Origin of the sequence: Halarcobacter mediterraneus (assembly GCF_004116625.1) — a bacterium.
Classification (GTDB): Bacteria; Campylobacterota; Campylobacteria; order Campylobacterales; family Arcobacteraceae; genus Halarcobacter; species Halarcobacter mediterraneus.
Map to the genome: position 1 here is coordinate 1 of NZ_NXIE01000003.1, position 22,696 is coordinate 22,696.

A 22,696-nucleotide genomic window follows, 5' to 3' on the forward strand; every position below is an offset into this window, starting at 1 on the left:
CCATCTCTTCACAACTTTATCAATCACTTTTGATGCCGTTCCTCTGAAATTGGATGGGAATTATAATAGATTTTTCTCCCCTTGTCAAGAGTTATTTATTAATCCTGGCTTAAATTTTGAAATTCTTCCGGTTTTTCTTCTTCTCTCTTCTTATCTTATATAAGAATAACCTGTTTTTGCCTCTACTATCAATATCTTATATCTCCCTATTTTATCTGTGAATTTTATTTCACATCTATTTATTAATTCATATTTATCAAATTCATTTTCATTTGTACTTAATTTTGTATATACCTTACCATTTGACCCAAATGATATTTGTCCAATTGTTGATGTACTATTACAATTCATATTTATTTCTTTTATATTAAATTCTTTTGTTAATAATACATATTTACTCCTATTTTCATGATAGTTACAATTATTAGTAGTATAAACTCTTTTTTTTGTTAAAGGATCAATTAATGATTCATTTTGATTAGGATGACCTGTTTTATTTGTATCGCTATATATCACATAATATAAACCACCTACTTCTTCTTTACAATTGAAAAATTTAAGGGTCCATCTTTTTTTATGCCATAAAGAATCATTTAAGTTATTTTTATTATCAATTAAACTTTGATATCTTGTCTGTTTTATATATAGTTCTAATCTTTTTAATGCATTTGTCAATTTATCTTCTTTAATTTTAGTAAAAGTCATACTTGATATTAAAAGAATTAAAAATATTACAACTATAGTTTCAATGAGAGAAAAACTATTTTTCATTTTCTTTTATAAGATAAGTAGTAAAAAGAACTTTATTTAAATAATCGATTTCTATTTTTAAATCATAAAAATATTGTTCTTTTGTAGTAAGATAATATTTATTACCTTCTTCTATTCCATAGAATTTTAATCTTAATAGTAATTTTTCATCCTCACTATTAATATAATTAATTTTTTTTTCTTTTAATTTTTGAGCTAATTCTTTTACAAAATTATATTTATAAGCAAAATGTTTTTTTGGTTCTTCCATAAATAAGTATAAAGGTTTGTAATATAAAGTTAATAATACATTTATACTTAATATGAATAAAGTAATTGATGTTAATAAATAATGCCTTCTTCTAAACTGTTTTAATCTAACTCTTAAACTATGGAAGAATAGTTTTATCATATAAGGTAAAAAGATTATAACAAAAGGTGCATAATCTTCTATATATATTCTTTGCCTAAAAGAGAATAATAAAGAAAAAAATAAAGATGTAGTTGAGATATACCAAATTAAAGTTCTTTCCTCTTTAAAACCTGTTCTATATATTGAGTAAAAAAAGAAGATAAATAATAAAGGAGAAAATATTGAAGCATAAATTGCAAAAGTATCAACTAAAAAACCTTTTGGTTTTCCTTGTGTATCAAAACCATAAATTCCCATAGAAATTCCAAAAAGAATTAAAGATGATATTAATAATGTATTATCTCTTTCTTTAAGAGAATAAAAGAATAAAGCTAAAAAGAAAATTGCAAAAGAGTTATCTATAAATAAAAAGAAAATTAATAATAAGTAGCAATGCTTTTTAGTTAATTTATATACATATAAATACAGTAAAATAAAAAAAGTTGTAATAATTGCACTATTAACAAGTAATGAAGCACTAAGTAGTCCTGGTAAAACACAGAAAACTGCTAAATTAACATATCTATCTATCTCTTTTTTAAAAAAGTTTTCTGTTAATTTATACATTAATCCCATTGATAATATATATAACAATAAAAAAGGTAGTCTTAAAGCCAAATCATTTTGACCAAATAATGAGGTAGAAAAATTTGTGATTATACTTAAAAGAGAGTTATTTATAAAAAAATTTACTGCCTCTTTATAAGAAATACTAAGTGAATTTGCATTGTAAACTAGTGCACAAACAACAAGAAAGTAAAAAAATAAAAATATATATTTGTATGCACTAGATTTTATTATCATAATTTTAAGAAATTGTCTAAAATTTTATGACCATATTCACTCATTATAGATTCAGGATGAAATTGTACTCCATAAATATCTTTATCTTTAATTTCTAAAGACATAATTTCATTATCATCAGTACTATAAGAAGTAGGAATTATAATTTCAGGTAAATTATTCTTTTCTACAATTAAAGAATGGTATCTTGTCTGAATAAACTCATTAGGTAATGTACTAAAAATCTTTGTATTATTTTTAACTTTTATTGTTGAAGTTTTTCCATGCATCATATTTTGAGCACAAATAACTTTTCCACCAAATACTTGGGCAATACTTTGATGTCCTAAGCAAATACCTAAGATTGGTTTTTTATCAGCAAAATATTTTATAACATCTAAACAAATACCTGCTTCATCTGGTGTTGATGGACCTGGAGATATTATTATCTTTTCAGGGTTTAGTTTTTCTATTTCTTCTACACTTAATTCATCATTTCTTATCACTTTTAAATCTGCACCTAATTCTAAACAATATTGAACTATATTATATGTAAATGAATCATAATTATCAATCATTAAAATCATTAAAAATACTCCTGTTTTTAGAAGATTTATTATAGCAATAATATGATTAAATATTTATGGATTATATTTTATCTTTTTTTGATATAATTTTTCAATGTATTATTTTAAAATAATTTTTATATCATTTTTTATATTTTTTTATAATTTAAATGCGAAAGAAAACGATAAAGTCTTTATACAATTAGATTGGTTACATCAATTTCAATTTGCAGGATATTATATGGCAAAAGAAAAAGGTTTTTTTGCAGAAGAAAACCTTGATGTAGAAATAAATGAATTTTCAGATAATAGTAATATTGTAGAAAAAGTTTTGAATACAAAGAATACTTATGCTGTAGGAAAATCATCATTAGTAATTGATAGACTTGAAGGTAAAAAAATTTTACTATTAGCTGCTATTTATCAAACTTCTCCAATGGTACTTATTTCATTAAAATCAAATATTAACAAAATAAAAGATTTAAAAAACAAGAGTGTAATGTTAACAGACGATGCTAAAACTGCCGCAGCAATAAACTCAATGATAATATCACAAGGAATTAATTTAAATAATATAAATTTTCAAGAGCACTCGTTCAATATTGATGACTTAATTAATAAAAAAATTCATGCTATGGGCTGTTATCTATCAAATGAACCTTATTATTTAAAACAAAAAAACATAGATTTCAGAATTTATAACCCTAGTGAATATGGTTTTAATTTTTATGGAGGAATTTTTTTTACTTCCCAAAAAGAATTAGAAGAAAACCCTTTAAGGGTAAAAAAAATATATAAATCTATTTTAAAAGGTTGGCAATATGCATTTAATAATATAGAAGAAACTGCAAAAATTATTTATGAAAAATATAATACACAACAGAAAAATTTAAATGCACTTATCTATGAAGGAAAAGTCTTAAAAAAACTAGCGAAGTTTGAAGAAGGAGAACTAGGTAATATAACTTTAGATAAAATTGAAGAAATAAAAAGACTTTATTTATTATTAGGATTAACAAATAGTACAATAAATTACAAATTGAATGATTTAATTTATAAACCAAATAAACTTAGTTTGAACTCTAAAGAAATTAATTATTTAAAAAACAATACAATAACTTTAATTTCTAACTCAAATTTTCCACCTTTTACAATTAATAAACATGGTAAAATATCAGGTTTAGAAATTGATTACTGGCAATTAATAAACAAGAAAATTAATAGTATTAATTCTATAAAGATAATAAATAATAATAAAAAAGCAAATGAAGTTATAAAAAGAAATTTCTCTTCTGCAAAGTTTGCTTTTGGAAAAATTGATTATGATAATGAAGAAACTTCAATAAGCTACAGTATTGATAGAATTAAAATTGCAATGGCTACATTAATTGATAAACCTTATGTTTCCTCTGTAAAAGAGTTGAAAAATAAACAAATTGCCATAATTAAAGGCGCTATATATGCAGAAGAGTTTAAAAACAAACATCCTTTTCTTGAATATACTGAAGTTAAAGATATAAATGAGGGCTTCGAACTTTTACAAAAAAATAAAGTTTATGGTTTTATAAGTAAATTGCCTGCACTTTCATATAATATTACAAAAAATATTATCCCTAATGCAAAAATTACAGGAATTTTTGAGGATTCCTATGATTTAAGACTACAAATTAATAAAGAGAATAAAATATTATATAATATATTAAACAAAGCAGTTTCTACTATTAGTGAACAAGAAAGAAAAAAAATAAGGGATAAGTATAACTCCATAATTTATGAGCCACAAAAAGATTATTCTTGGATTTATAAAGTGATTTTCTTCTTGTTGATAGTTATTATTGTAATAATTTTAAATAATAGAAAGTTAAATAAAGAAATAAAAAAAAGGAAACTAGCAGAAAAAGAACTCTTTAAAATTGCAAATTTTGATGGCCTTACTAATATTTATAATAGAAGAAAGATTGAATCAATTCTTAATTTAGAGTTAAATAGAGCCAAAAGATACAAAAGAGCCTTATCTTTAATCTTTTTTGATATAGATAATTTTAAATTAATAAATGATGAATTGGGTCATTCATTAGAAGATGAAGTTTTAGAAAAAATATCTATTTTAGTAAAGGACACCGTGAGAAAAACTGATTTTTTTGGAAGATGGGGAGGAGAAGAATTTATAATTATTCTACCTGAAACAAAAAAAGAACAAGCAAAAGTAGTAGCTTATTTATTAAAAGAAAAAATTGCAAACTTTGATTTTGAAATAGATAGAAAAGTTACTTGTAGTTTTGGAGTATCTCAATTTGAAGAATCAGATTGTGCAGACTCTTTATTAACAAGAGCTGACAATGCGATGTATGATGTAAAAAGAAATGGAAAGAATGAAGTTAAAGTAGTCTAACTACTTTAACTTTTTATAATTGATATTTTTTAATAAACTCATCTGAAATATCTAAAATACCTCTTTGTTTTAGACTATCAAGAACTTCTCTTGAACAATCAACATCATCAGGCCATCTTCTTTTAAAATTATCAAATTCGTTTTTATTTGTACCATCTAGACAAATAGTACTATTTTCAATATATAAATCTCTATTTGAATCAATATTATTTACAACTCTCCATAATAACATATATGGATTATTTACGTCATTTTGATTTTTTGCATCTACTATTATAAGAATTTTAATATTTTCATAAAGAGGTTTTAAACTTTCAAAAACTTCTTTTTGATTTCTTTTTTTATCAACTGTAATAACTGTCAATGGATTTTTTGTATTGGTAAAATACTGTTTTAAATCCTTTACCTCATCAGTTATTTCTTGCATTTTTGCTAACAATTCATCATCTTTTAACAATGTAATTCCAAGCTCTGATACTTCTTCACCTGTACAATCAAGTCCTAGTTTCCCACCTACTGCAAATTTTGGACTTGAGTGGTCAAGTGCATCAACTACACCTCTTGATACTAATAATTCATCAATATCTATTCTATTTAATATATATTCTGCAATTGCTTCGTGTTCTGTTAACTCTGGAGCATCTTCATTTACAAAAATAGCATGTTTTACAAAACTCATCTGCCCTACTCCCCAAAATGCGTGCATCATTTGAGAAGCATGTCCTGGATATAGTGTTTTTATTTTTGCAATAATTAGATTATGGAATACTCCATTTTCAGGCATATAATAATCAATTAAATCAGGAGCAGTTGTTTTAAGTAATGGTAAGAAAATTCTCTCCGTTGCATGCCCCATATATTTATCTTCAAGTGGTGGTTTCCCAACTACTGTTGCTAAATATGTTGGTTCTTTTTTATGAGTAATAGCAGTTACTTCCATAAAAGGATACTCTTCTTCTAATGTATAATATCCTGTATGGTCTCCAAATGGTCCTTCTATTCTTAGTTTACTTGTATCAACAAAACCTTCTATTATAAAGTCATTATCCCTTGGAACATATATATCATTTGTAATTGATTTTACAAGTTGTGCATTTTTATTTTTTACAAAACCATAAAGCATAAGTTCAAAAATACCAATTGGAAGTGGCGCTTGTCCACACCATATATACATAGGATCACCTCCTACTCCGATTGAAACTGGCATCTTCTTCCCAGCTTTTTTATACTCATGGAAAAAGTGATTTGAGTCTTTATGAATTTGCCAGTGCATCCCTAAGGTATTATCATCATATACTTGAAGTCTATACATACCTAAGTTTTTCATTTCACCATTTAATGATGTAGTATAAACTTGTCCCATAGTAATAAAAGGACCACCATCTTGTTCCCAAGTAGTTAATACAGGTAAATCTGAAAGCTTAGCTTCCTTTCCAAGTTTAATTACTTCCTGACACTCACCTTTTCCTTTATTCTTTTTAGGAATAGTATTTTTAAGAGCAAATAACTTTCCAAATCTTGAAAGTTTTTCACTTAAGGTTGTAGGTGGCTTCATTTTTAATAAAGACTCTATCTCACTTCCAATTTTATCTCCATCACCAATAAAAAGTTTTACTGCTTTTTCATTACAAAATACATTCATTAAAACTGGAATATCAAACTTTTTATTGTTTTTTCTATCTACTACATTTGTAAATAATAATGCCTTTGAGTCTTCTTTTTTTACTTCTACATATGCAATGTGAGGTATTTCTAAGTAAATATCCAACTCATCGTCTATGATTCTTAATAAATCATTCTTTTTTAAAATTTCAATAGCTTCTTTCATTTTTCCCTCATAGTAAACTAGTTATTAGTATAAGTTTTATATCATTTTATCATTAAAAAATAGTTTATAATAGAGGTAATATATATGTTTGATGAAATAGTAAATAGAAAAGGAACATCTTGTGCAAAATATGATGCCCTTGAAACATACTTTGGATATTCTGATTTACAACCACTTTGGGTAGCTGATATGGATTTTAAAACTCCTGATATTATAAATGATGCAATCATAAAAAGAGCTCAACATGGTATATATGGATACGCAAAACCTACTGCTAAAACATACAATCTTGTTAAAGAGTGGATGAAAAAAAGACACTCTTGGGAAATTGACACTTCATGGATATCTTTTTGTAATGGAGTTGTACCTGCTTATAGTGCTGCAATTGAAGCTTTTACTGAAGAAGGGGATGAGATCATTGTTCAAACACCAGTTTATTTTCCTCTATTTAACTCTATAAAAAACAATAATAGAAAAGTAGTTAGAAATTCTCTAAAAGAAGATAATGGTTACTATACTATGGACATAGAAGATTTAAAAAATAAAATTACTTCTAAATCTAAAATCTTAGTTTTATGTTCTCCTCATAATCCAGTTGGAAGAGTTTGGAGTAAAGAAGAACTTGAAGAACTAGGAAAAATCTGTATTCAAAATAATCTTTTAATAATAAGTGATGAAATCCATGCTGATTTAGTATTTAAAAAATTTACACCTATGGCATCATTATCAAAAGAAATTTCAAATATTACTTTAACTTTAAATTCTCCTGGAAAAACTTTCAATATTGCTGGATTAAATTGCTCATATGCAATTTGCGAAAACAAAGATATAAAAGAAAAATTTGACAAAGAGATTACAAAAAGAGAATTAGGCTCTGTAAATGTATTTGGATTTACAGCATTAGAAGCTGCATATGAATTTGGTGAAAAATGGTTAGAAGACTTAAAAAAATATCTTAAAAGTAATATTACTTTCACAAAAGATTTTTTAATAAAAAGTAACTCAAAAGTACAATTTTTAGAGCCTGAAGCAACATATCTATTATGGTTAAACTTTAAAATGACAGGCTTATCACATAAAGAAATAAAAAATAAATTATTGGAAGAAGCTAAAATTGCTCTTAATGATGGAAGAAGCTTTGGAGTGGAGGGAGACTCGTATTTTAGGCTAAACTGTGCTCTCCCAAAGATAGAGTTGGAAAGATCATTGAGTAAAATAGTTACAGTTTTTTAGTACTATTTTACTATTAGTATTACAAATCTTCTCACTAAATTCTAATATTTTAAGAATTTTTAACATATGCCCAAATAGTAACTCAAAATATAGTACAATCTATAAAACATTCTAAACAAATGGGATAGATTATGTCGACACATTTAATTCTTTCATCTGTTATTTTTGTTTCTATTGCTTTTATTTTAGTAGGAGTTTTTCTACTAACAAAGTACTTAGGACCAAACAATACACAAGATAAATTAAAAAACACAGTTTACGAAAGTGGTGTTTCCAACCCTGTTGGAACTACAAATATTAGGTTTTCTATTAAGTTTTACTTAGTAGCTATTGGATTCTTATTATTTGATGTAGAAATAATATTTATGTTTCCTTGGGCTGTTAATATAGTTGACCTTGGCTATGCAGGTTTAGTAAAAATGTTTATTTTTATTGGACTACTTTTTGCTGGTCTTATTTATATGTATAAGAAAAAGGCGTTATCATGGGATTAGGAGCTGAAGCTAATTTAGGTGATTCTATAATCACAACTAAACTTGATGAAGCAGTTAACTGGGCTAGATCATACTCAATGTGGCCAATGGCATTTGGTACTGCATGTTGTGGGATTGAATTTATGTCTGTTGCTGCTTCTAAATATGATGTATCAAGATTTGGTGCGGAAGTTGTAAGATTTTCGCCAAGACAAGCAGACTTATTGATTGTTGCAGGAACTATTTCATACAAGCAAGCTCCTGTATTAAAGAAAATTTGGGATCAAATGTGTGAACCTAAGTGGGTTATCTCTATGGGAGCATGTGCATGTTCTGGTGGATTTTATGATAACTATACTACTTTACAAGGAATTGATGAAATTATTCCTGTACATGAATATATTTCAGGTTGTCCTCCAAGACCTGAAGCTGTTTTAGATGCAATTATGAATATTCAGAAAAAATCTTATGATGAATCTATTATCAAAGAAAGAGACCAAAACTTCAAAGGGATTTTAGATGCTTAAAACAGATATGCTCATTGATGCAAAAGATATAAAATCAACGATTACTAGACTTAAAAATGAAGAAGATTATACATTATTATTAGATGTAACTGCAGTTGATTATTTACAATATCCAGATGTTACTCCATCTAGATTTGCAGTTATCTATATTTTAAGAACTAGTGATTTTAAAAAACAAATTTCTATTAAATCATATGTTGATGATAATACTTTAGAAGTAGATTCTATTTCTGATCTTTATTATTCTGCTGATTGGGCAGAGAGAGAAACTTTTGATCAGTATGGAATTAAATTCAAGGGTCATCATAATTTAAAAAGAGTATTAAACCACCATCAATTTGTTGGTCACCCTCTAAGAAAAGATTATGAAATCACTAAAGGCCAAGTTTGTACTGAAACTGAAGACTTGATGGATGAAATGCTTCCTTTACTAAAAAGAAAAGGCTACAGTGAAGATGATATGGAAGAGCTAATGATGTTAAATGTTGGACCTTCTCACCCCGCTTCTCACGGTACAATTAGAAACTTCGTTGCAATGGAAGGGGAAACTATTTCTGCTTGTGTAACTGAAATAGGTTATTTACACAGAGGTTTTGAAAAATCTTGTGAAACTCATAACTACTCTCAAATTATTCCATATACAGATAGACTTAACTATTGTTCTGCCATTTTAAATAATATTGGTTATTCAAAAGCAGTTGAAGAGATGTTAGGTATTGATATTACTCCAAGAGCAAAAATGATTAGAGTAATAATAGGTGAGCTTTCAAGAATTATTGACCACCTTGTTTGTAATGCTGCAAATATGGTTGATTTAGGGGGACTTACTAGTTTATGGTATTTATTTGCTCCAAGAGATAAAGCCTATGATTTATTTTCAAAATTAACAGGGGCTAGACTTACAAACTCATATACAAGAATTGGTGGTTTAGAATATGATTTATATGATGGCTTTGAGCAAGACCTTTCTCAAGTGTTAAAAGATACTGAAAAAGCTATTGAAGATGCCTTATCTTTAATTTTACATAATAGAATTTACCATGATAGAACACAAGATGTAGGTGTAATTGATGCAGAATTTGCTATTAGTGCTGGTATTACTGGTCCTAACTTAAGAGCTGCTGGTGTTGCATATGACATGAGAAAAGATAATCCATATTATGGATATGAAAACTTTGACTTTGATGTTGTTGTTGGTTCACATGGTGATGTTTATGACAGAATGATGTGTAGATTTGAAGAGATGAAACAATCAATTAGAATCATAAGACAAGCAATGAAAGAGCTTCCAGATGGACCACTAAATGTTGACCATCAAGGTATTATTCTTCCTGATAAAAAAGATGTTTATGGAAATATCGAAGGTTTAATGAATCAATTCAAACTAACATTTGAAGGTATCAAAGTTCCTAAGGGTGAATATTATTCAGCAACTGAAGCTGGAAATGGTGAACTTGGATTCTACATCGTAAGTGATGGTTCAGGTATTCCATATAAAGTTAAATGTAGACCACCTTGCTTTTACTCTTTAGGTGCTTATTCAAGAATTGTAGAAGGTGATATGTTAGCTGATGCTATTGTAACAATGGCTAGTATGAACTTTATTGCAGGGGAGTTTGATAGATAATGAGTAAATTTAAATATACAGAAGAAAATGAAAAAGAGTTTGCAAGAATTGCTAAAAAATACCCAAAAATTGATGCAATGATGTTACCTGCATTATGGCTTGTTCAAGAACAAGAAGGATGGGTAAGTCCAGATGCAATGGTTTTTGTAGCTGATAAATTAGGTAAAACTCCAATTGAAGTTTACGAATTTGCAACATTTTATACAATGTTTAATCTAAAACCAATTGGGACATATCATATAGAATTATGTAAAACACTTTCTTGTATGGTAATGGGTGCACCTGAACTTAAAAAATTTGTAAAAGATACTTTAGGTATTGGTCCAGGAGAAACTAGTGAAGATGGAAAATTCCACTTCTCTGAAGTTGAGTGTCAAGGAGCTTGTGGTGGTGCACCAATGATTGCATTAAATAATCAGTACCATGAAAACATGTCTGTTGATAAACTTAAAAAGATTATTGAGGAGTGTAAGTAATGGCAGTTGAATTAGTAAAAATTGTTAGTAAGAACTTTGACATTCCAGATTCTCATAAACTTGAAGTAGCTTTAAAAAATGGAAGATATGAATCTATTGATAAAGCATTTTCTATGCAACCAGATGAAATTACAGAAGAAGTTTGTAAATCAGGTTTAAGGGGTAAAGGTGGTGGTGGTGCTGCCTGTGGACCAAAATGGAAATTAATGCCACCAGTTGATGAAAGACCAAGATATTTAATTGTAAATGGTGATGAATCAGAACCTGGAACATTCAAAGATAGGCAAATTTTCCAATATGATCCACATTTACTGATTGAAGGAATAATTTGTTCTTCATATGCAATCGGTGCCCATGATGCATATATTTATATCAGAGGTGAATATAAATGGTTTATTGATAGATTAAATGAAGCAATAGAAGAAGCATATGAAGCTGGAATCATTGGTGAAAAAGTAATGAATAAATATGATTATAGAATTGACATTACTGTTCATAGAGGTGGTGGAGCTTATATTTGTGGTGAAAAATCTGCTTTAATTGAATCAATAGAAGGTAAAAGAGGTCACCCAAGACTTAAACCACATGGCAAAGAATGTGAATGGTTTTATGGAATGCCTGCAACAGTTAACAATGTTGAAACAATTTCATCTGTTCCTAATATTGTATTAAATGGATATGAGTCATATACAAAATGGGGAACTGAAAAAGCACCTGGTACTATGCTATTTGCTATGAGTGGTCCAGTTAAAAACCCAGGAGTTTATGAACTTCAATATGGTGAAAAAATGATTGATGTTATTAATGACATCGGTGGTGGAATGAAAAATGGAATGAAATTAAAAGCTTTAATTCCAGGTGGTGCTTCATGTCCTATTCTTACAGCCGAAGAAGTAGAAAAAGCATATTTAGATTATGAATCTATGTGGGACATTGGTTCAACACTTGGTACTGGTGGGATGATGATTATCCCTGAAGGTACTTCAATGGTGGATGTGGCTAAAAATTTAATTGAATTTTATCATCATGAATCTTGTGGTCAATGTACTCCTTGTAGAGAAGGAACAGGATGGATAGATAAAACTATCAAAAAAATTCTTGATGGAAATGGTTCAGAAAAAGATCTTGATACTATCATAGATGTATGTGGAACAATGAATGGAAAAACTATTTGTGTGTTTGCACCAGCAGTTAAAGATATTATCCAAAGTATCGTTGAAAAATATAGACATGAATTTGAAGAACATTTTAAAAGCTAAAATATAAGGAGAAAAAATAAAGATGGCAAAAAATACTTTTACACTAACAGATAACAGAAATGGTAAATCTTATGAATATGATGTTTTAAGTGGGACAAGAGGTCCTGATGTATTAGATATTAGAACATTCTATAAAGATTCAGGAATGTTTACTTATGATCCAGGATATACTTCAACAGCATCTTGTGAATCTAAAATTACATTTATTGATGGGGAGAACTCTGAACTAAGATATAGAGGATATGATATTAGAGATTTAGCTGGTAAAAAATCTTATTTAGATGTTTGTCACCTTTTAATGATGGGAAGACTACCTAGCGAAGAAGAGTCAAAAGATTTTGACCTAGAGATTAGACATAGATCTTTCCTAAATGAAGGAATAATTAGACTATTTGATGCCTTACCTGATGGTGCTCACCCAATGGCAACTATGGGTGCTGCAACAATGGCATTATCTGCATTTTATAAAGATCACCTACATTTAGAAGATGAAGAACAATTTAAAACAATGAGAAGAAGAATTCTTGCAAAAATGCCTACTATTGCAGCTATGGCTTATAGAAACTCAATTGGTACTCCATTAATTTATCCTAATGTAAATAAATACTTTACTGAAAACTTCTTATATATGTTAAGAGCTTATCCAGGTGGAACAATGAAATACTTAGGTGATGGTAAAAATGAAGAAATAAGACAAGTTGAAGTTGATGCATTAGATGCAATCTTAACTTTACATGCAGATCATGAACAAAATGCATCTACTACAACAGTTAGAAACGTTGGTTCGACTGAAGCTCACCCTTATGTTGCAATTGCTTCTGGTATTTCTGCACTATGGGGTTCTGCTCATGGTGGTGCTAATGAAAAAGTAATGGATCAATTAAGATTAATTGGTGATGTTAAAAATGTACCAACTTATATTGCAAAAGCAAAAGATAGAAATGATCCATTCAGATTAATGGGATTTGGGCATAGAGTATATAAAAACAGAGACCCTAGAGCAGAAACTCTTAAAAAACTACAAGATAAATTAAGAAAAGAATTAAATTTAGATTCAAGATTATTAGATGTTGCAGCAGCAGTTGAAGAAGCAGCATTAAGTGATGACTATTTTAAAGATAGAGGATTATATCCAAACATTGATTTCTATTCAGGTGTTATTTTAACAGCACTTAAAATTCCTGTAGAAATGTTTACACCAATTTTTGTTATTGGAAGAATTCCAGGATGGATTTCACAATGGTCTGAGTTAAAACAAGATCCTACAGCTAAAATTGCAAGACCAAGACAATTGTATACAGGTAAATAACAAGTGTCAAAAAAGGAGATGACGCACCATGAGTGACTTAGTTAAATTTTCAGTAAATGGGGAAGAACACGAGGCCAAAAAGGGTAGTCTTTTAATAGACACTCTTTTAGACCGAGATATTCATATCCCTCATTTTTGCTACCATCAAGCCTTAGGTAAAGATGGTAATTGTAGAATGTGTATGGTAGAGATTGAAGGTCAAAAAAGACCTCAAATCGCGTGTGATACTCCAGTTAAAGAAGGTATGATTGTAAGAACAAAAGGTGAAAATATCGAAAAAGTTAGAAGAGATATTTTAGAACTTGAACTTATTAATCACCCTATTGACTGCCCTACATGTGACCAAGCAGGAGAGTGTAAATTACAAGATTATTACATGAAATCTGGATTTTATGAATCAAGAATAAATGTAAATCAAAAAGTAACTGCACGAAAAAGAGTTGATTTAGGTTCTAATGTAATGTTAGACCAAGAAAGATGTGTTCTTTGTACAAGATGTGTAAGATTCTGTTCTGACATTACAGGAACAAATGAACTAGGAGTAATTAGTAGAGCAGACCATTCAGTAATTGGTACATTCCCAGGGAGACCTCTTAGTAATCCATATGCAATGAATGTAGTTGATCTTTGCCCAGTGGGAGCATTAACTTCAAAAGATTTTAGATTTAAACAAAGAGTGTGGTTTATGGAATCTTTTAATGCAATTTGTAATGGTTGTTCAAGAGGGTGCAATATTTATGTAGACCATAGAAAAGAAAAATACAAAGATGATCAAATCTTTAGATTTAGACCAAGAGTTAATAAAGAAGTAAATGGTTGGTTCATCTGTGATGAAGGTAGACTTTCATATAAAAATGAAGAAGAAAATAGATTTACAACACCTTTAATAAACTCAGCTGAAACTGTATTTAGTAATACCATCACTGAAGTATATAAAACTTTAACAGAAGAAAAAGATATCCTTTTTGTTTTAGATCCATCTTTATCTTTAGAAGAAATGCAAAATACATGTAAGTTAGCCGAAGTTGTAAAAGCAGAAGTTACAGGTTATTCTCCTCAATATATTGATGAGAGTTTTGGAGATGATTATTTAAAGAAAAATGATAAAAGTCCAAATAGAGCTTCATTTAAAGAGTTAAATATTAATGAATCAGAAGAAGATTTTAAAAATAAAATTGCAAAAGCTAAAACTGTAATTATATTAAATAATAACTACTTCGACCAAAACCTAGAGATTTTAGAGGGTAAAATTGTTATTTCTTGTTTCTCACATAACTGTTTAACAATTTCGAAATCTGATGTAGCTATTCCTATTTCATCATTCTATGAAAAAAATGGTACATACATAAATTTTGAAGGAACTAAGCAAAAAGTTATTTCAAAAATAAAAAAAGATAATCCAATGGAATCAATATCTTCAATTATTGAACATATTAAATCTATGATTGAAAAAGGTAGCCTATGAGTACAGCTGCAATAGTAATTATTATAGTAAACATTCTTCTTGCTAAGATTCTTTCAGTTGGTACTACACCAATTATGGTTTGGTGGGAAAGAAGAGTTGCTGGTTTTATTCAAGATAGAACAGGACCAAATAGATGTGATATCGGTGGAATTAGACTTGGTGGTTTAATTCAAGCAATTGCAGATATGTTAAAGCTTGTATTTAAAGAAGATTTTACTCCTTCACATATAAAAGAAAAATTTCTTTATACAATTGCACCAGCTTTAGTATTTATCTGTTCATTTTTAACAATGGCAGTTATTCCTTTTGCTGATAATTTAGTTATTGATGGTGAAAGTTTTATGATGCAAGCAATTCCAACTCAACTTGGAATTATGTGGTTCTTAGCATTTGCTGGTTTATCTGTATTTGGTATTATCTTAGGTGGATATTCATCTCAAAATAAATATGGTTTATTAGGTGGTATTAGAGCTTCTGCACAAGTTATCTCTTATGAAGCAGCAATGGGCTTATCTATTATCTCTGTTTTACTAACATATGGTTCAATTAACTTAAATGATATGGTACAAGCTCAAGGTGGAACATTCTTTGGTATTATTCCATCGTGGGGTATCTTTATGCAACCACTTGCAGCTTTAATCTTTATTGTTACTGCATTTGCTGAAACAAATAGAACACCTTTTGATATTGCTGAAGGTGAGTCTGAGATTGTTGCTGGTTATCATACTGAATATTCTGCAATGAGATTTGGTCTTTTCCAAGTTGGTGAATATGCTGCAATGAGTGCATCATCTGCTATTATTGTAACTCTATTCTTAGGTGGATATCATATTCCATGGATGGATACAGCAACTATTCAAAATAACATCAACTATGTAATTTTAGCTATTGTTATTTTATTACCAATTAAAGCATACCTTTTTGCTAAATGGATGAGTAAAAACTATGATTGGTTAGATCCTAAAGATAAAAGAAATAAAGAGAAAAATATTTTAATTAGAGGATTCTGGTTAATTGCAATTATTATCTCTGCTGTTTTAATTATGTTCTTAGTTACAGGACTTGGTGAAAATGGCGTAAATATTGCAACAGCAGTTATCCAAATTGGTACATTTGTAGTTAAATTCTTACTTATGAACTTAGTATTCATCTGGATTAGATGGACTCTATTAAGATTTAGATATGACCAATTGCAAATGTTAGGATGGAAAGTTCTTATTCCATTATCAATATTAAATATTGTAATAACAGCAACATTCATTGTTGTAACAGGAAGTTAATATGGGAATTAAAATTGTAGAAAGACATGGAAAGTCTCTAAAAGATAGATTATACATTCCTGCCATTATGGGTGGGATGAAGACTACTTTTACACACTTTAAAGAAAATTTGAGCGATGTCTCAAATCTTAAAACAATGCAGTACCCTGAAGTTCAACCCGATGATATCACAGATAGATATAGAGGTGTACACAGACTTACTAAATGGGAAGATGAAAGTGAGAAATGTGTTGCTTGTTATATGTGTGCTACTGCTTGTCCTGCTCAATGTATTTTTATTGATGCAGAAGAAAGATTTGATGATAAAGCAGAAAAAAGACCAAAAGAGTTCAAAATAGACCTTTTAGAATGTGTATACTGTGGTTATTGCGTAGAAGCTTGCCCTTGTGATGCAATTAGAATGGATACAGGTATTTTTAGTTTTACTGGAGATAAAAGAGAAGACTTTGTAGTAGATAAAAAATACCTAATGTCTAATGAACGTTCAAAGGATTTTGATGATGAGTGATTTTATTTTTATAGCACTTAGTGGCTTGTCAATTTTAGGTGCAATTATGATGCTAGTATATAAAAACCCAATGTATTCAGCACTTGGATTACTTATTTCAATTTTGGCTGTTGCTGGACTATTTGCATTATTAAATGCAACTTTCCTTTTTATGGTTCAAATTATAGTTTACGCAGGGGCAATTATGACACTAATTTTATTTTTACTTATGTTTCTTAATATTAAAGAAGAACATCTTCCAAAAGAACCTAAGAAATATTTATTAATAACAATTGGTGCAATAATAATGATTCCTTTTAATATGGTTATTTTAAAAGCTGTTGCAAATCTTCCAGAAGCTGATATGAATATTGTTGCAAATAGTACTTTTGGAGATATTAAGCCTATTGGAAAACTTTTATATAATGATTGGATTTTAGCTTTTGAGTTAATTTCTATTTTATTATTAGTTGCACTTGTAGGTTCAATTGTTTTAGCTAAAAGAAAAAAAGCTAAGAAGGAGAATGCATGATTAGTTTAACATCATATGCTTTTGTTTCTATGATTCTTTTTTCAATAGGAGTTATAGGTGTAATTGCTAGAAGAAATATTTTTGTTATCTATATGTCAATTGAACTTATGTTAAATGGAATTGCACTTTTCCTTATAACATTTGCAAGATACCATTTTAATATGGATCCTCAAATTATTACAGTTATGGTTATCTCAATTGCAGCTGCAGAAGCAGCAATTTTCTTATCTGTAATTATTTTATTATTCAGAACTAAAAAATCTCTTGATACAGATATCTTTACAACACTTACACAAGGAGAAAAATCATGATTGATACTTCTATGTTAGTGTGGATTATTCTTGTGCCATTATTTGGTGCAATATTAAATGGTGGATTATATTTTTATCATATAAAAAGAAAACCTGTTTCAGAATTAGCTTTCTCTATTATTGGTACATTTACACCATTAATTGCATTTTTAATAACATTAAGTCTATTTTTAAATATGTACGAAGAAGGAATAACTTATAAACAAGATTTATTTACTTGGGTAAATATTGGTGATTTAAATATTACTATGGCATTCTTAGGTGATAATCTCGCTATTTTTATGGCAATGTTTGTAACTTTTGTTGGATGGCTAATTCATATTTATGCAATTGGATATATGACAGGAGATAAAGGTTTTGGTAAGTTCTTTGCTTACTTTAACTTATTCTTAGCTTCAATGTTAATTTTAGTACTAGCAGATAATCCAATTATCTTATTCATTGGTTGGGAAGGTGTTGGTCTTTGTTCTTATCTTTTAATTGCATTTTATTATGGTGATAAAGAAAATGTTATCGCAGGAAATAAAGCATTTATTGCAAATAGAGTTGGAGACTTTGGTTTCTTATTAGGAATTGTTACTTTATTCTTTGCACTTGGGCAAGTTGATTTAAGTTTTTCTTCTCTTGAAGCAAATATCTCTAATGCATCAACAGGATTACTAGCATTATCTGGTTTTTTACTATTTGTTGGTGCTATGGGTAAATCAGCACAAATTCCTTTATATGTTTGGCTTCCAGATGCAATGGCAGGACCAACTCCAATTTCAGCACTTATTCACGCAGCTACAATGGTAACAGCTGGGGTTTATATGGTTGCTAGATTTCATTTTTTATATTCAGGAATTGAAGATATTGGGATTTTTATTGCGTATATTGGTGCATTTTCAGCTTTATTTGCAGCTATTATTGCAACAAGACAACAAGATATTAAAAAAATCCTTGCTTACTCGACTATGTCACAATTAGGATATATGTTTATTGCTGTAGGACTTGGGTTTTATAGTTCAGGTTTATTTCACGTATTTACACATGCATTCTTTAAAGCAATGTTATTCATGGGTGCTGGTGGTATAATTATTGCATTACACCATGAGCAAAATATCTTTAAAATTGCGCAACATAGAGCACATCTTCCAATTATTAAATTTACGTTCTTAATTGGTGTTATTGCAATTTCTGGTATTCCACCATTTTCAGGTTTCTTCTCTAAAGATGCTATTTTAGCATCAGCTTTCCAAGAGGGTGAATATTTAATCTGGGGAATTGGAATATTTACAGCATTCTTAACGGCATTCTATATGTTTAGACTTTATTTTATTGTATTCGTTGCACCAAATAAAGAGACTGTGCCATATGTTTATACATCAAAAACAATTACTTTCCCACTTATGATTTTAGCAATTGGAGCGGTATTTGCTGGGTTCTTAAACTTTCCAGCTATTTTTGGTGGTTCAAATTTAGTTGATAATTGGTTAGCTCAAACTAACTCTATAAAAATTCATATGTCTCATACAACTGAGTACATATTAATGGCTGCATCTATTTTAGTGGCAGCAGCAGGTATTTTTGTTGCATACAAAAAATACGCAAACTTTGATGTGTACAAACCTGAAGATGAAAAAGGTATTATTGCTAATAAATTCTACGTAGATGAATTCTATGACGTAGTATTTGTTCAGTTTTCTAAAAAAATATCATCTTTCATAGATAAAATCTTAGATTCTAAAATCATTGATGGATTTATCATGACAACTTGTGAACAATTTGTTGAGTTTGGTAAAAAAGTTGCAACTATTCAAAATGCTAATGTAAGATTTTATGCTGCATTTATGCTTGTAGGTATGAGTGCTGTGTTTATCTATTTATATATTTCTTTAGGATTGTAATATGAGTGCAGATATTTTATCGTTTATTATATTTTTACCAGCAGTAGTAGCATTTGGGTTAATGATTACTACTAAGCATGTAGAAACAGTTAGAAACATTGCATTTTTAACAACAACAGTTATCTTAGCACTTGTATTAAAACTTTATATTGAGTTTGAACCAAGTGCAGGTATGCAGTTCGTTACAAATGTTCCATGGATTTCTTCTTATGGTATTAACTACTACATTGGTGTTGATGGTTTTTCTTTAACTATTTTAATGATGATTGCTATTTTAATTCCTACAGCATATCTTTTATTATGGGAAGGTAGAACTAAAGGTTACTGGATTAATATGCTATTAGTACAAGCTGGTGTAACTGGTTCATTATTAGCATTAGATGTGATTTTATTCTACTTCTTCTGGGAAGTTATGCTATTACCAGTATTCTTAATGATTGGTATTTATGGATTTGGAGACAAAGTATTTACAACCATTAAAGTAACAGTATATACCATGCTTGGTTCACTTTTAATGTTTGTTGCAATGCTTTACTTAGGAGTTACATATCACGCAGAATTTGGTACTTGGTCATTTCAATATGATAGCCTAACTCAAATTACATCATTATCATATAACGAAAAGATTTGGTTATTTTTAGCATTCCTTTCAGCTTTTGCTATTAAAATTCCTATTTTCCCATTACATACATGGATTATGGAAACATATAAAAATGCTCCAACTGGTGCAGTATTTTTATTATCATCAATCATGGCAAAACTAGGTGTTTATGCAATTGTTAGATTTTTAATTCCTATTTTTCCAGAGATTTATGTAGAATTTTCATCATGGTTTGTATTTATTGGATTGTTTGGTCTTATTTATTTTGGTATTGCTGCACTTATGCAAGATGATATTAAAAGAATGTTTGCATATTCTTCAGCATCACACTTAAGCTTTATTGCTGCGGGAATTTTTTCACTGAATGTTTTTGGTATTAATGGTGCTTTATATTTAATTATTGCTCACGCAATTGCAACAGGTGCGTTATTCTTACTTGTTGGTATTATCCATGATGAAACTGGTTACAAAACAATTAAAGATTTAGGTGGATTAGCAAAACAATCTCCAATCTTTACTACTATTTTTGCAATTATGCTATTTGCAAATGTAGGACTTCCAGGAACTAATGGTTTTGTATCAGAGTTATTAATCATTTTTGGTATTTATGAATTTAATCATACATTAGGTTATATTTCTGCACTTACAGTTATTATTGGAGCTTCATATATGCTATGGATGTTTCAAAGAGCAATCTTACAAGATAGAGAAGGTGAAGCTTTAAAATTCAGAGATTTAAAAATCAAAGAAATTGTAGGTTTAGCTCCTTGGGTTATTCTTGTATTTCTAATGGGTATTTATCCAGATATTTTTATTGATAAATTTGAACCAACAGTAACACACTACTTAAATGATATTTTACAAATTGGAGCAGCAAAATGAATGAATTAATACATATATTACCAGTATCATTGATTTTAATATCAGCTGTTGGATTAATGTTTATGAGTATGTACGAAAATAAATTTAGTACAAAACAATATATTACTGTTTCATCTGTTGTATTAATTGTTGCCTTAGTTTTCACATTTATTCCATTAGGTGAACTGTATGCAGTAAGACCATATAATAATATTTTCAATGATGTTTTAATCTTTGATTCATTTTCAAATTTTTTCAATATTTTACTTATTCTAGGAACATTATTAACATTATTAATTGGTGAAAACTATTTTAGATCAAATAAATATTTTAAGGGTGAGTTTTTCTCAATTTTATTATTTGCTCTATTTGGAATGATGTTATTAGCAAATGCAAATGAACTTGTAACTGCTTTTATTGCTTTAGAAATTGCTTCTTTTGCAGTATATGTTATGGTTGGATATGATAGTCAAGACAGTAAAAGAGTTGAAGCAATATTTAAATATTTAGTTTTAGGTTCATTTATTGGAGCATTTTATTTATTAGGTGTTGTTTTAGTTTATGGAGCAACTGCTACTACAAATTTAACAGAAATTGCAACATATATTTCAACACACTCAAATAGTGAATTAACATTAGTTTATATTGGATTAACTTTAATTTTATTTACATTCCTATTTAAAATATCTGCATTTCCATTCCAACAATGGGTATTAGATGTTTATAGGGGTGCACCTATGATTATTACTGCATATATGGCGTCAACATTTAAAATTGCCATATTCTCTTTCTTCTTAAGAGCAGTATTACAAGATATAGAACCTTTAATTGATTTTTGGGATTCAATTATATATATAATTATAATTTTAACTTTAGTATTTGGTACTTGGTTGGCAATTACACAAAAAATTGTTAAAAGAATGTTAGCAGCATCATCTATAGTTCATACTGGTTACTTATTATTAGCTTTTATCGCTTTAGGTCAAAACATTGATGCAGCATATGCTACAGTATTTTATTTAATTGCTTATTTATTATCTGCACTTGGTTCATTTGGAATTATTTCTCATATTATTTCTGAAACAAAAGTAAGAGTAACATATGATGATTTTAAAGGTCTAGCAAAAGAAAGACCATATTTAGCTGCAATGATGACTATATTCTTATTCTCACTTGCTGGTATTCCTTCAACAATTGGTTTCATTGGTAAATTTTACGTATTTACTGAAGCTATTAATGCAGGATATATTTTATTAGCAGTTTTAGCTATTGTTGCTACATTTGTATCAGTATATTATTATTTTAAATTAATTGCAATGATGTACTTCTACCCTACAAAAGAAGAGTGTTTAGATAATGACTTCAATGATAAAAGAGTTTCAACTTACGCTATTGCATTTTTAGCAATTATCACTGTAGTTGGAGGTATTGGTTCAGCAATTGTATTCTTTATACCAGCCTTAAATATTGATACATTAATCAATATGACTCAAATAGCAATTCAGTCATTATTTATAAAATCTTAATGTGTTAAAATGTAACACATTTTTAGTATTTTTTTTAATTATGATTATATTTTAAACAAAACAAAAAGCCCCTATTAAGGGGCTTTTTACATTTCTATTATATATTTACTGC

General features: G+C 28.5%; 20 protein-coding genes. 16 read left to right on the top strand and 4 right to left on the bottom strand.

Features of this window, described 5'->3' with window-relative positions:
• Positions 1-150: 150 nt before the first annotated feature.
• From CP965_RS07475 to CP965_RS07485, 3 genes are read right to left on the bottom strand one after another with little or no spacing between them, the layout of a single operon-like run.
• Positions 151-771, bottom strand: a complete 621-nt coding sequence (locus CP965_RS07475; RefSeq protein WP_129061477.1) for a type II secretion system protein — start codon at positions 769-771, stop codon at positions 151-153.
• On the bottom strand, positions 761-1,966 hold the full coding sequence (locus CP965_RS07480) for a glycosyltransferase family 39 protein (RefSeq protein ID WP_129061478.1): 1,206 nt from the start codon (positions 1,964-1,966) through the stop codon (positions 761-763). Before CP965_RS07480 ends, CP965_RS07475 begins: the two co-directional genes overlap by 11 nt.
• On the bottom strand, positions 1,963-2,532 hold the full coding sequence (locus CP965_RS07485) for an aminodeoxychorismate/anthranilate synthase component II (protein ID WP_129061479.1): 570 nt from the start codon (positions 2,530-2,532) through the stop codon (positions 1,963-1,965). Before CP965_RS07485 ends, CP965_RS07480 begins: the two co-directional genes overlap by 4 nt.
• A gap of 94 nt (positions 2,533-2,626) precedes the next feature.
• On the opposite strand from CP965_RS07485, the gene CP965_RS07490 reads away from it, so the two are divergent.
• Positions 2,627-4,903, top strand: coding sequence for a diguanylate cyclase (locus tag CP965_RS07490; RefSeq protein WP_129061480.1), 2,277 nt, complete (start codon positions 2,627-2,629; stop codon positions 4,901-4,903).
• Positions 4,904-4,916: 13 nt separating this feature from the next.
• Here the strand turns inward: CP965_RS07490 and CP965_RS07495 are convergent, their stop codons facing one another.
• On the bottom strand, positions 4,917-6,731 hold the full coding sequence (locus CP965_RS07495) for a menaquinone biosynthesis decarboxylase (protein WP_129061481.1): 1,815 nt from the start codon (positions 6,729-6,731) through the stop codon (positions 4,917-4,919).
• Positions 6,732-6,815: 84 nt separating this feature from the next.
• Between CP965_RS07495 and CP965_RS07500 the strand changes: the two genes are divergently transcribed.
• From CP965_RS07500 to CP965_RS07570, 15 genes are all read left to right on the top strand, one after another.
• On the top strand, positions 6,816-7,964 hold the full coding sequence (locus CP965_RS07500; RefSeq protein WP_129061482.1) for a MalY/PatB family protein: 1,149 nt from the start codon (positions 6,816-6,818) through the stop codon (positions 7,962-7,964).
• A gap of 131 nt (positions 7,965-8,095) precedes the next feature.
• On the top strand, positions 8,096-8,458 hold the full coding sequence (locus tag CP965_RS07505) for an NADH-quinone oxidoreductase subunit A (RefSeq protein WP_129061483.1): 363 nt from the start codon (positions 8,096-8,098) through the stop codon (positions 8,456-8,458).
• Positions 8,449-8,964: an NADH-quinone oxidoreductase subunit B gene (locus tag CP965_RS07510; protein WP_129061484.1), complete on the top strand. Its 516-nt coding sequence runs from the start codon at positions 8,449-8,451 to the stop codon at positions 8,962-8,964. The genes CP965_RS07505 and CP965_RS07510 overlap by 10 nt, the downstream gene beginning before the upstream one ends.
• Positions 8,957-10,591, top strand: coding sequence for an NADH dehydrogenase (quinone) subunit D (nuoD, locus tag CP965_RS07515; protein WP_129061485.1), 1,635 nt, complete (start codon positions 8,957-8,959; stop codon positions 10,589-10,591). Before CP965_RS07510 ends, nuoD begins: the two co-directional genes overlap by 8 nt.
• Complete coding sequence (locus tag CP965_RS07520; RefSeq protein WP_129061486.1) at positions 10,591-11,067, top strand: NADH-quinone oxidoreductase subunit NuoE family protein; 477 nt, start codon at positions 10,591-10,593, stop codon at positions 11,065-11,067. Before nuoD ends, CP965_RS07520 begins: the two co-directional genes overlap by 1 nt.
• Positions 11,067-12,326: an NADH-quinone oxidoreductase subunit NuoF gene (gene nuoF / locus CP965_RS07525; RefSeq protein WP_129061487.1), complete on the top strand. Its 1,260-nt coding sequence runs from the start codon at positions 11,067-11,069 to the stop codon at positions 12,324-12,326. The genes CP965_RS07520 and nuoF overlap by 1 nt, the downstream gene beginning before the upstream one ends.
• 22 nt (positions 12,327-12,348) lie before the next feature.
• A complete protein-coding gene (locus CP965_RS07530) occupies positions 12,349-13,635 on the top strand; it encodes a citrate synthase (RefSeq protein ID WP_129061488.1) in 1,287 nt (428 codons plus the stop codon).
• Positions 13,636-13,663: 28 nt separating this feature from the next.
• Positions 13,664-15,100 carry a 2Fe-2S iron-sulfur cluster-binding protein gene (locus CP965_RS07535; protein ID WP_129061489.1) on the top strand — a complete coding sequence of 479 codons (1,437 nt, stop codon included), beginning with the start codon at positions 13,664-13,666 and terminating at the stop codon, positions 15,098-15,100.
• Positions 15,097-16,380 carry a complex I subunit 1/NuoH family protein gene (locus tag CP965_RS07540; RefSeq protein WP_129061490.1) on the top strand — a complete coding sequence of 428 codons (1,284 nt, stop codon included), beginning with the start codon at positions 15,097-15,099 and terminating at the stop codon, positions 16,378-16,380. The genes CP965_RS07535 and CP965_RS07540 overlap by 4 nt, the downstream gene beginning before the upstream one ends.
• A 1-nt stretch (position 16,381) precedes the next feature.
• Positions 16,382-16,888 carry a NuoI/complex I 23 kDa subunit family protein gene (locus CP965_RS07545; RefSeq protein ID WP_129061491.1) on the top strand — a complete coding sequence of 169 codons (507 nt, stop codon included), beginning with the start codon at positions 16,382-16,384 and terminating at the stop codon, positions 16,886-16,888.
• The gene (locus CP965_RS07550; RefSeq protein WP_129061492.1) at positions 16,881-17,399 is read left to right on the top strand and encodes an NADH-quinone oxidoreductase subunit J family protein; all 519 of its coding nucleotides are present in this window, start codon (positions 16,881-16,883) and stop codon (positions 17,397-17,399) included. The genes CP965_RS07545 and CP965_RS07550 overlap by 8 nt, the downstream gene beginning before the upstream one ends.
• On the top strand, positions 17,396-17,710 hold the full coding sequence (gene nuoK / locus CP965_RS07555; RefSeq protein WP_129008480.1) for an NADH-quinone oxidoreductase subunit NuoK: 315 nt from the start codon (positions 17,396-17,398) through the stop codon (positions 17,708-17,710). Before CP965_RS07550 ends, nuoK begins: the two co-directional genes overlap by 4 nt.
• Complete coding sequence (nuoL, locus tag CP965_RS07560) at positions 17,707-19,596, top strand: NADH-quinone oxidoreductase subunit L (RefSeq protein WP_228712692.1); 1,890 nt, start codon at positions 17,707-17,709, stop codon at positions 19,594-19,596. The genes nuoK and nuoL overlap by 4 nt, the downstream gene beginning before the upstream one ends.
• A gap of 1 nt (position 19,597) precedes the next feature.
• Positions 19,598-21,079, top strand: coding sequence for a complex I subunit 4 family protein (locus tag CP965_RS07565; RefSeq protein WP_129061493.1), 1,482 nt, complete (start codon positions 19,598-19,600; stop codon positions 21,077-21,079).
• The gene (locus tag CP965_RS07570) at positions 21,076-22,584 is read left to right on the top strand and encodes an NADH-quinone oxidoreductase subunit N (RefSeq protein ID WP_129061494.1); all 1,509 of its coding nucleotides are present in this window, start codon (positions 21,076-21,078) and stop codon (positions 22,582-22,584) included. The genes CP965_RS07565 and CP965_RS07570 overlap by 4 nt, the downstream gene beginning before the upstream one ends.
• Positions 22,585-22,696: the final 112 nt, after the last annotated feature.

Excerpts from the sequence above, each read along its gene's own strand:
- CP965_RS07475 (WP_129061477.1), bottom strand. The coding sequence starts at position 771 with ATGAAAAATAGTTTTTCTCTCATTGAAACTATAGTTGTAATATTTTTA.
- CP965_RS07480 (WP_129061478.1), bottom strand. The coding sequence starts at position 1,966 with ATGATAATAAAATCTAGTGCATACAAATATATATTTTTATTTTTTTAC.
- CP965_RS07485 (WP_129061479.1), bottom strand. The coding sequence starts at position 2,532 with ATGATTTTAATGATTGATAATTATGATTCATTTACATATAATATAGTT.
- CP965_RS07490 (WP_129061480.1), top strand. The coding sequence starts at position 2,627 with ATGTATTATTTTAAAATAATTTTTATATCATTTTTTATATTTTTTTAT.
- CP965_RS07495 (WP_129061481.1), bottom strand. The coding sequence starts at position 6,731 with ATGAAAGAAGCTATTGAAATTTTAAAAAAGAATGATTTATTAAGAATC.
- CP965_RS07500 (WP_129061482.1), top strand. The coding sequence starts at position 6,816 with ATGTTTGATGAAATAGTAAATAGAAAAGGAACATCTTGTGCAAAATAT.
- CP965_RS07505 (WP_129061483.1), top strand. The coding sequence starts at position 8,096 with ATGTCGACACATTTAATTCTTTCATCTGTTATTTTTGTTTCTATTGCT.
- CP965_RS07510 (WP_129061484.1), top strand. The coding sequence starts at position 8,449 with ATGGGATTAGGAGCTGAAGCTAATTTAGGTGATTCTATAATCACAACT.
- nuoD (WP_129061485.1), top strand. The coding sequence starts at position 8,957 with ATGCTTAAAACAGATATGCTCATTGATGCAAAAGATATAAAATCAACG.
- CP965_RS07520 (WP_129061486.1), top strand. The coding sequence starts at position 10,591 with ATGAGTAAATTTAAATATACAGAAGAAAATGAAAAAGAGTTTGCAAGA.
- nuoF (WP_129061487.1), top strand. The coding sequence starts at position 11,067 with ATGGCAGTTGAATTAGTAAAAATTGTTAGTAAGAACTTTGACATTCCA.
- CP965_RS07530 (WP_129061488.1), top strand. The coding sequence starts at position 12,349 with ATGGCAAAAAATACTTTTACACTAACAGATAACAGAAATGGTAAATCT.
- CP965_RS07535 (WP_129061489.1), top strand. The coding sequence starts at position 13,664 with ATGAGTGACTTAGTTAAATTTTCAGTAAATGGGGAAGAACACGAGGCC.
- CP965_RS07540 (WP_129061490.1), top strand. The coding sequence starts at position 15,097 with ATGAGTACAGCTGCAATAGTAATTATTATAGTAAACATTCTTCTTGCT.
- CP965_RS07545 (WP_129061491.1), top strand. The coding sequence starts at position 16,382 with ATGGGAATTAAAATTGTAGAAAGACATGGAAAGTCTCTAAAAGATAGA.
- CP965_RS07550 (WP_129061492.1), top strand. The coding sequence starts at position 16,881 with ATGAGTGATTTTATTTTTATAGCACTTAGTGGCTTGTCAATTTTAGGT.
- nuoK (WP_129008480.1), top strand. The coding sequence starts at position 17,396 with ATGATTAGTTTAACATCATATGCTTTTGTTTCTATGATTCTTTTTTCA.
- nuoL (WP_228712692.1), top strand. The coding sequence starts at position 17,707 with ATGATTGATACTTCTATGTTAGTGTGGATTATTCTTGTGCCATTATTT.
- CP965_RS07565 (WP_129061493.1), top strand. The coding sequence starts at position 19,598 with ATGAGTGCAGATATTTTATCGTTTATTATATTTTTACCAGCAGTAGTA.
- CP965_RS07570 (WP_129061494.1), top strand. The coding sequence starts at position 21,076 with ATGAATGAATTAATACATATATTACCAGTATCATTGATTTTAATATCA.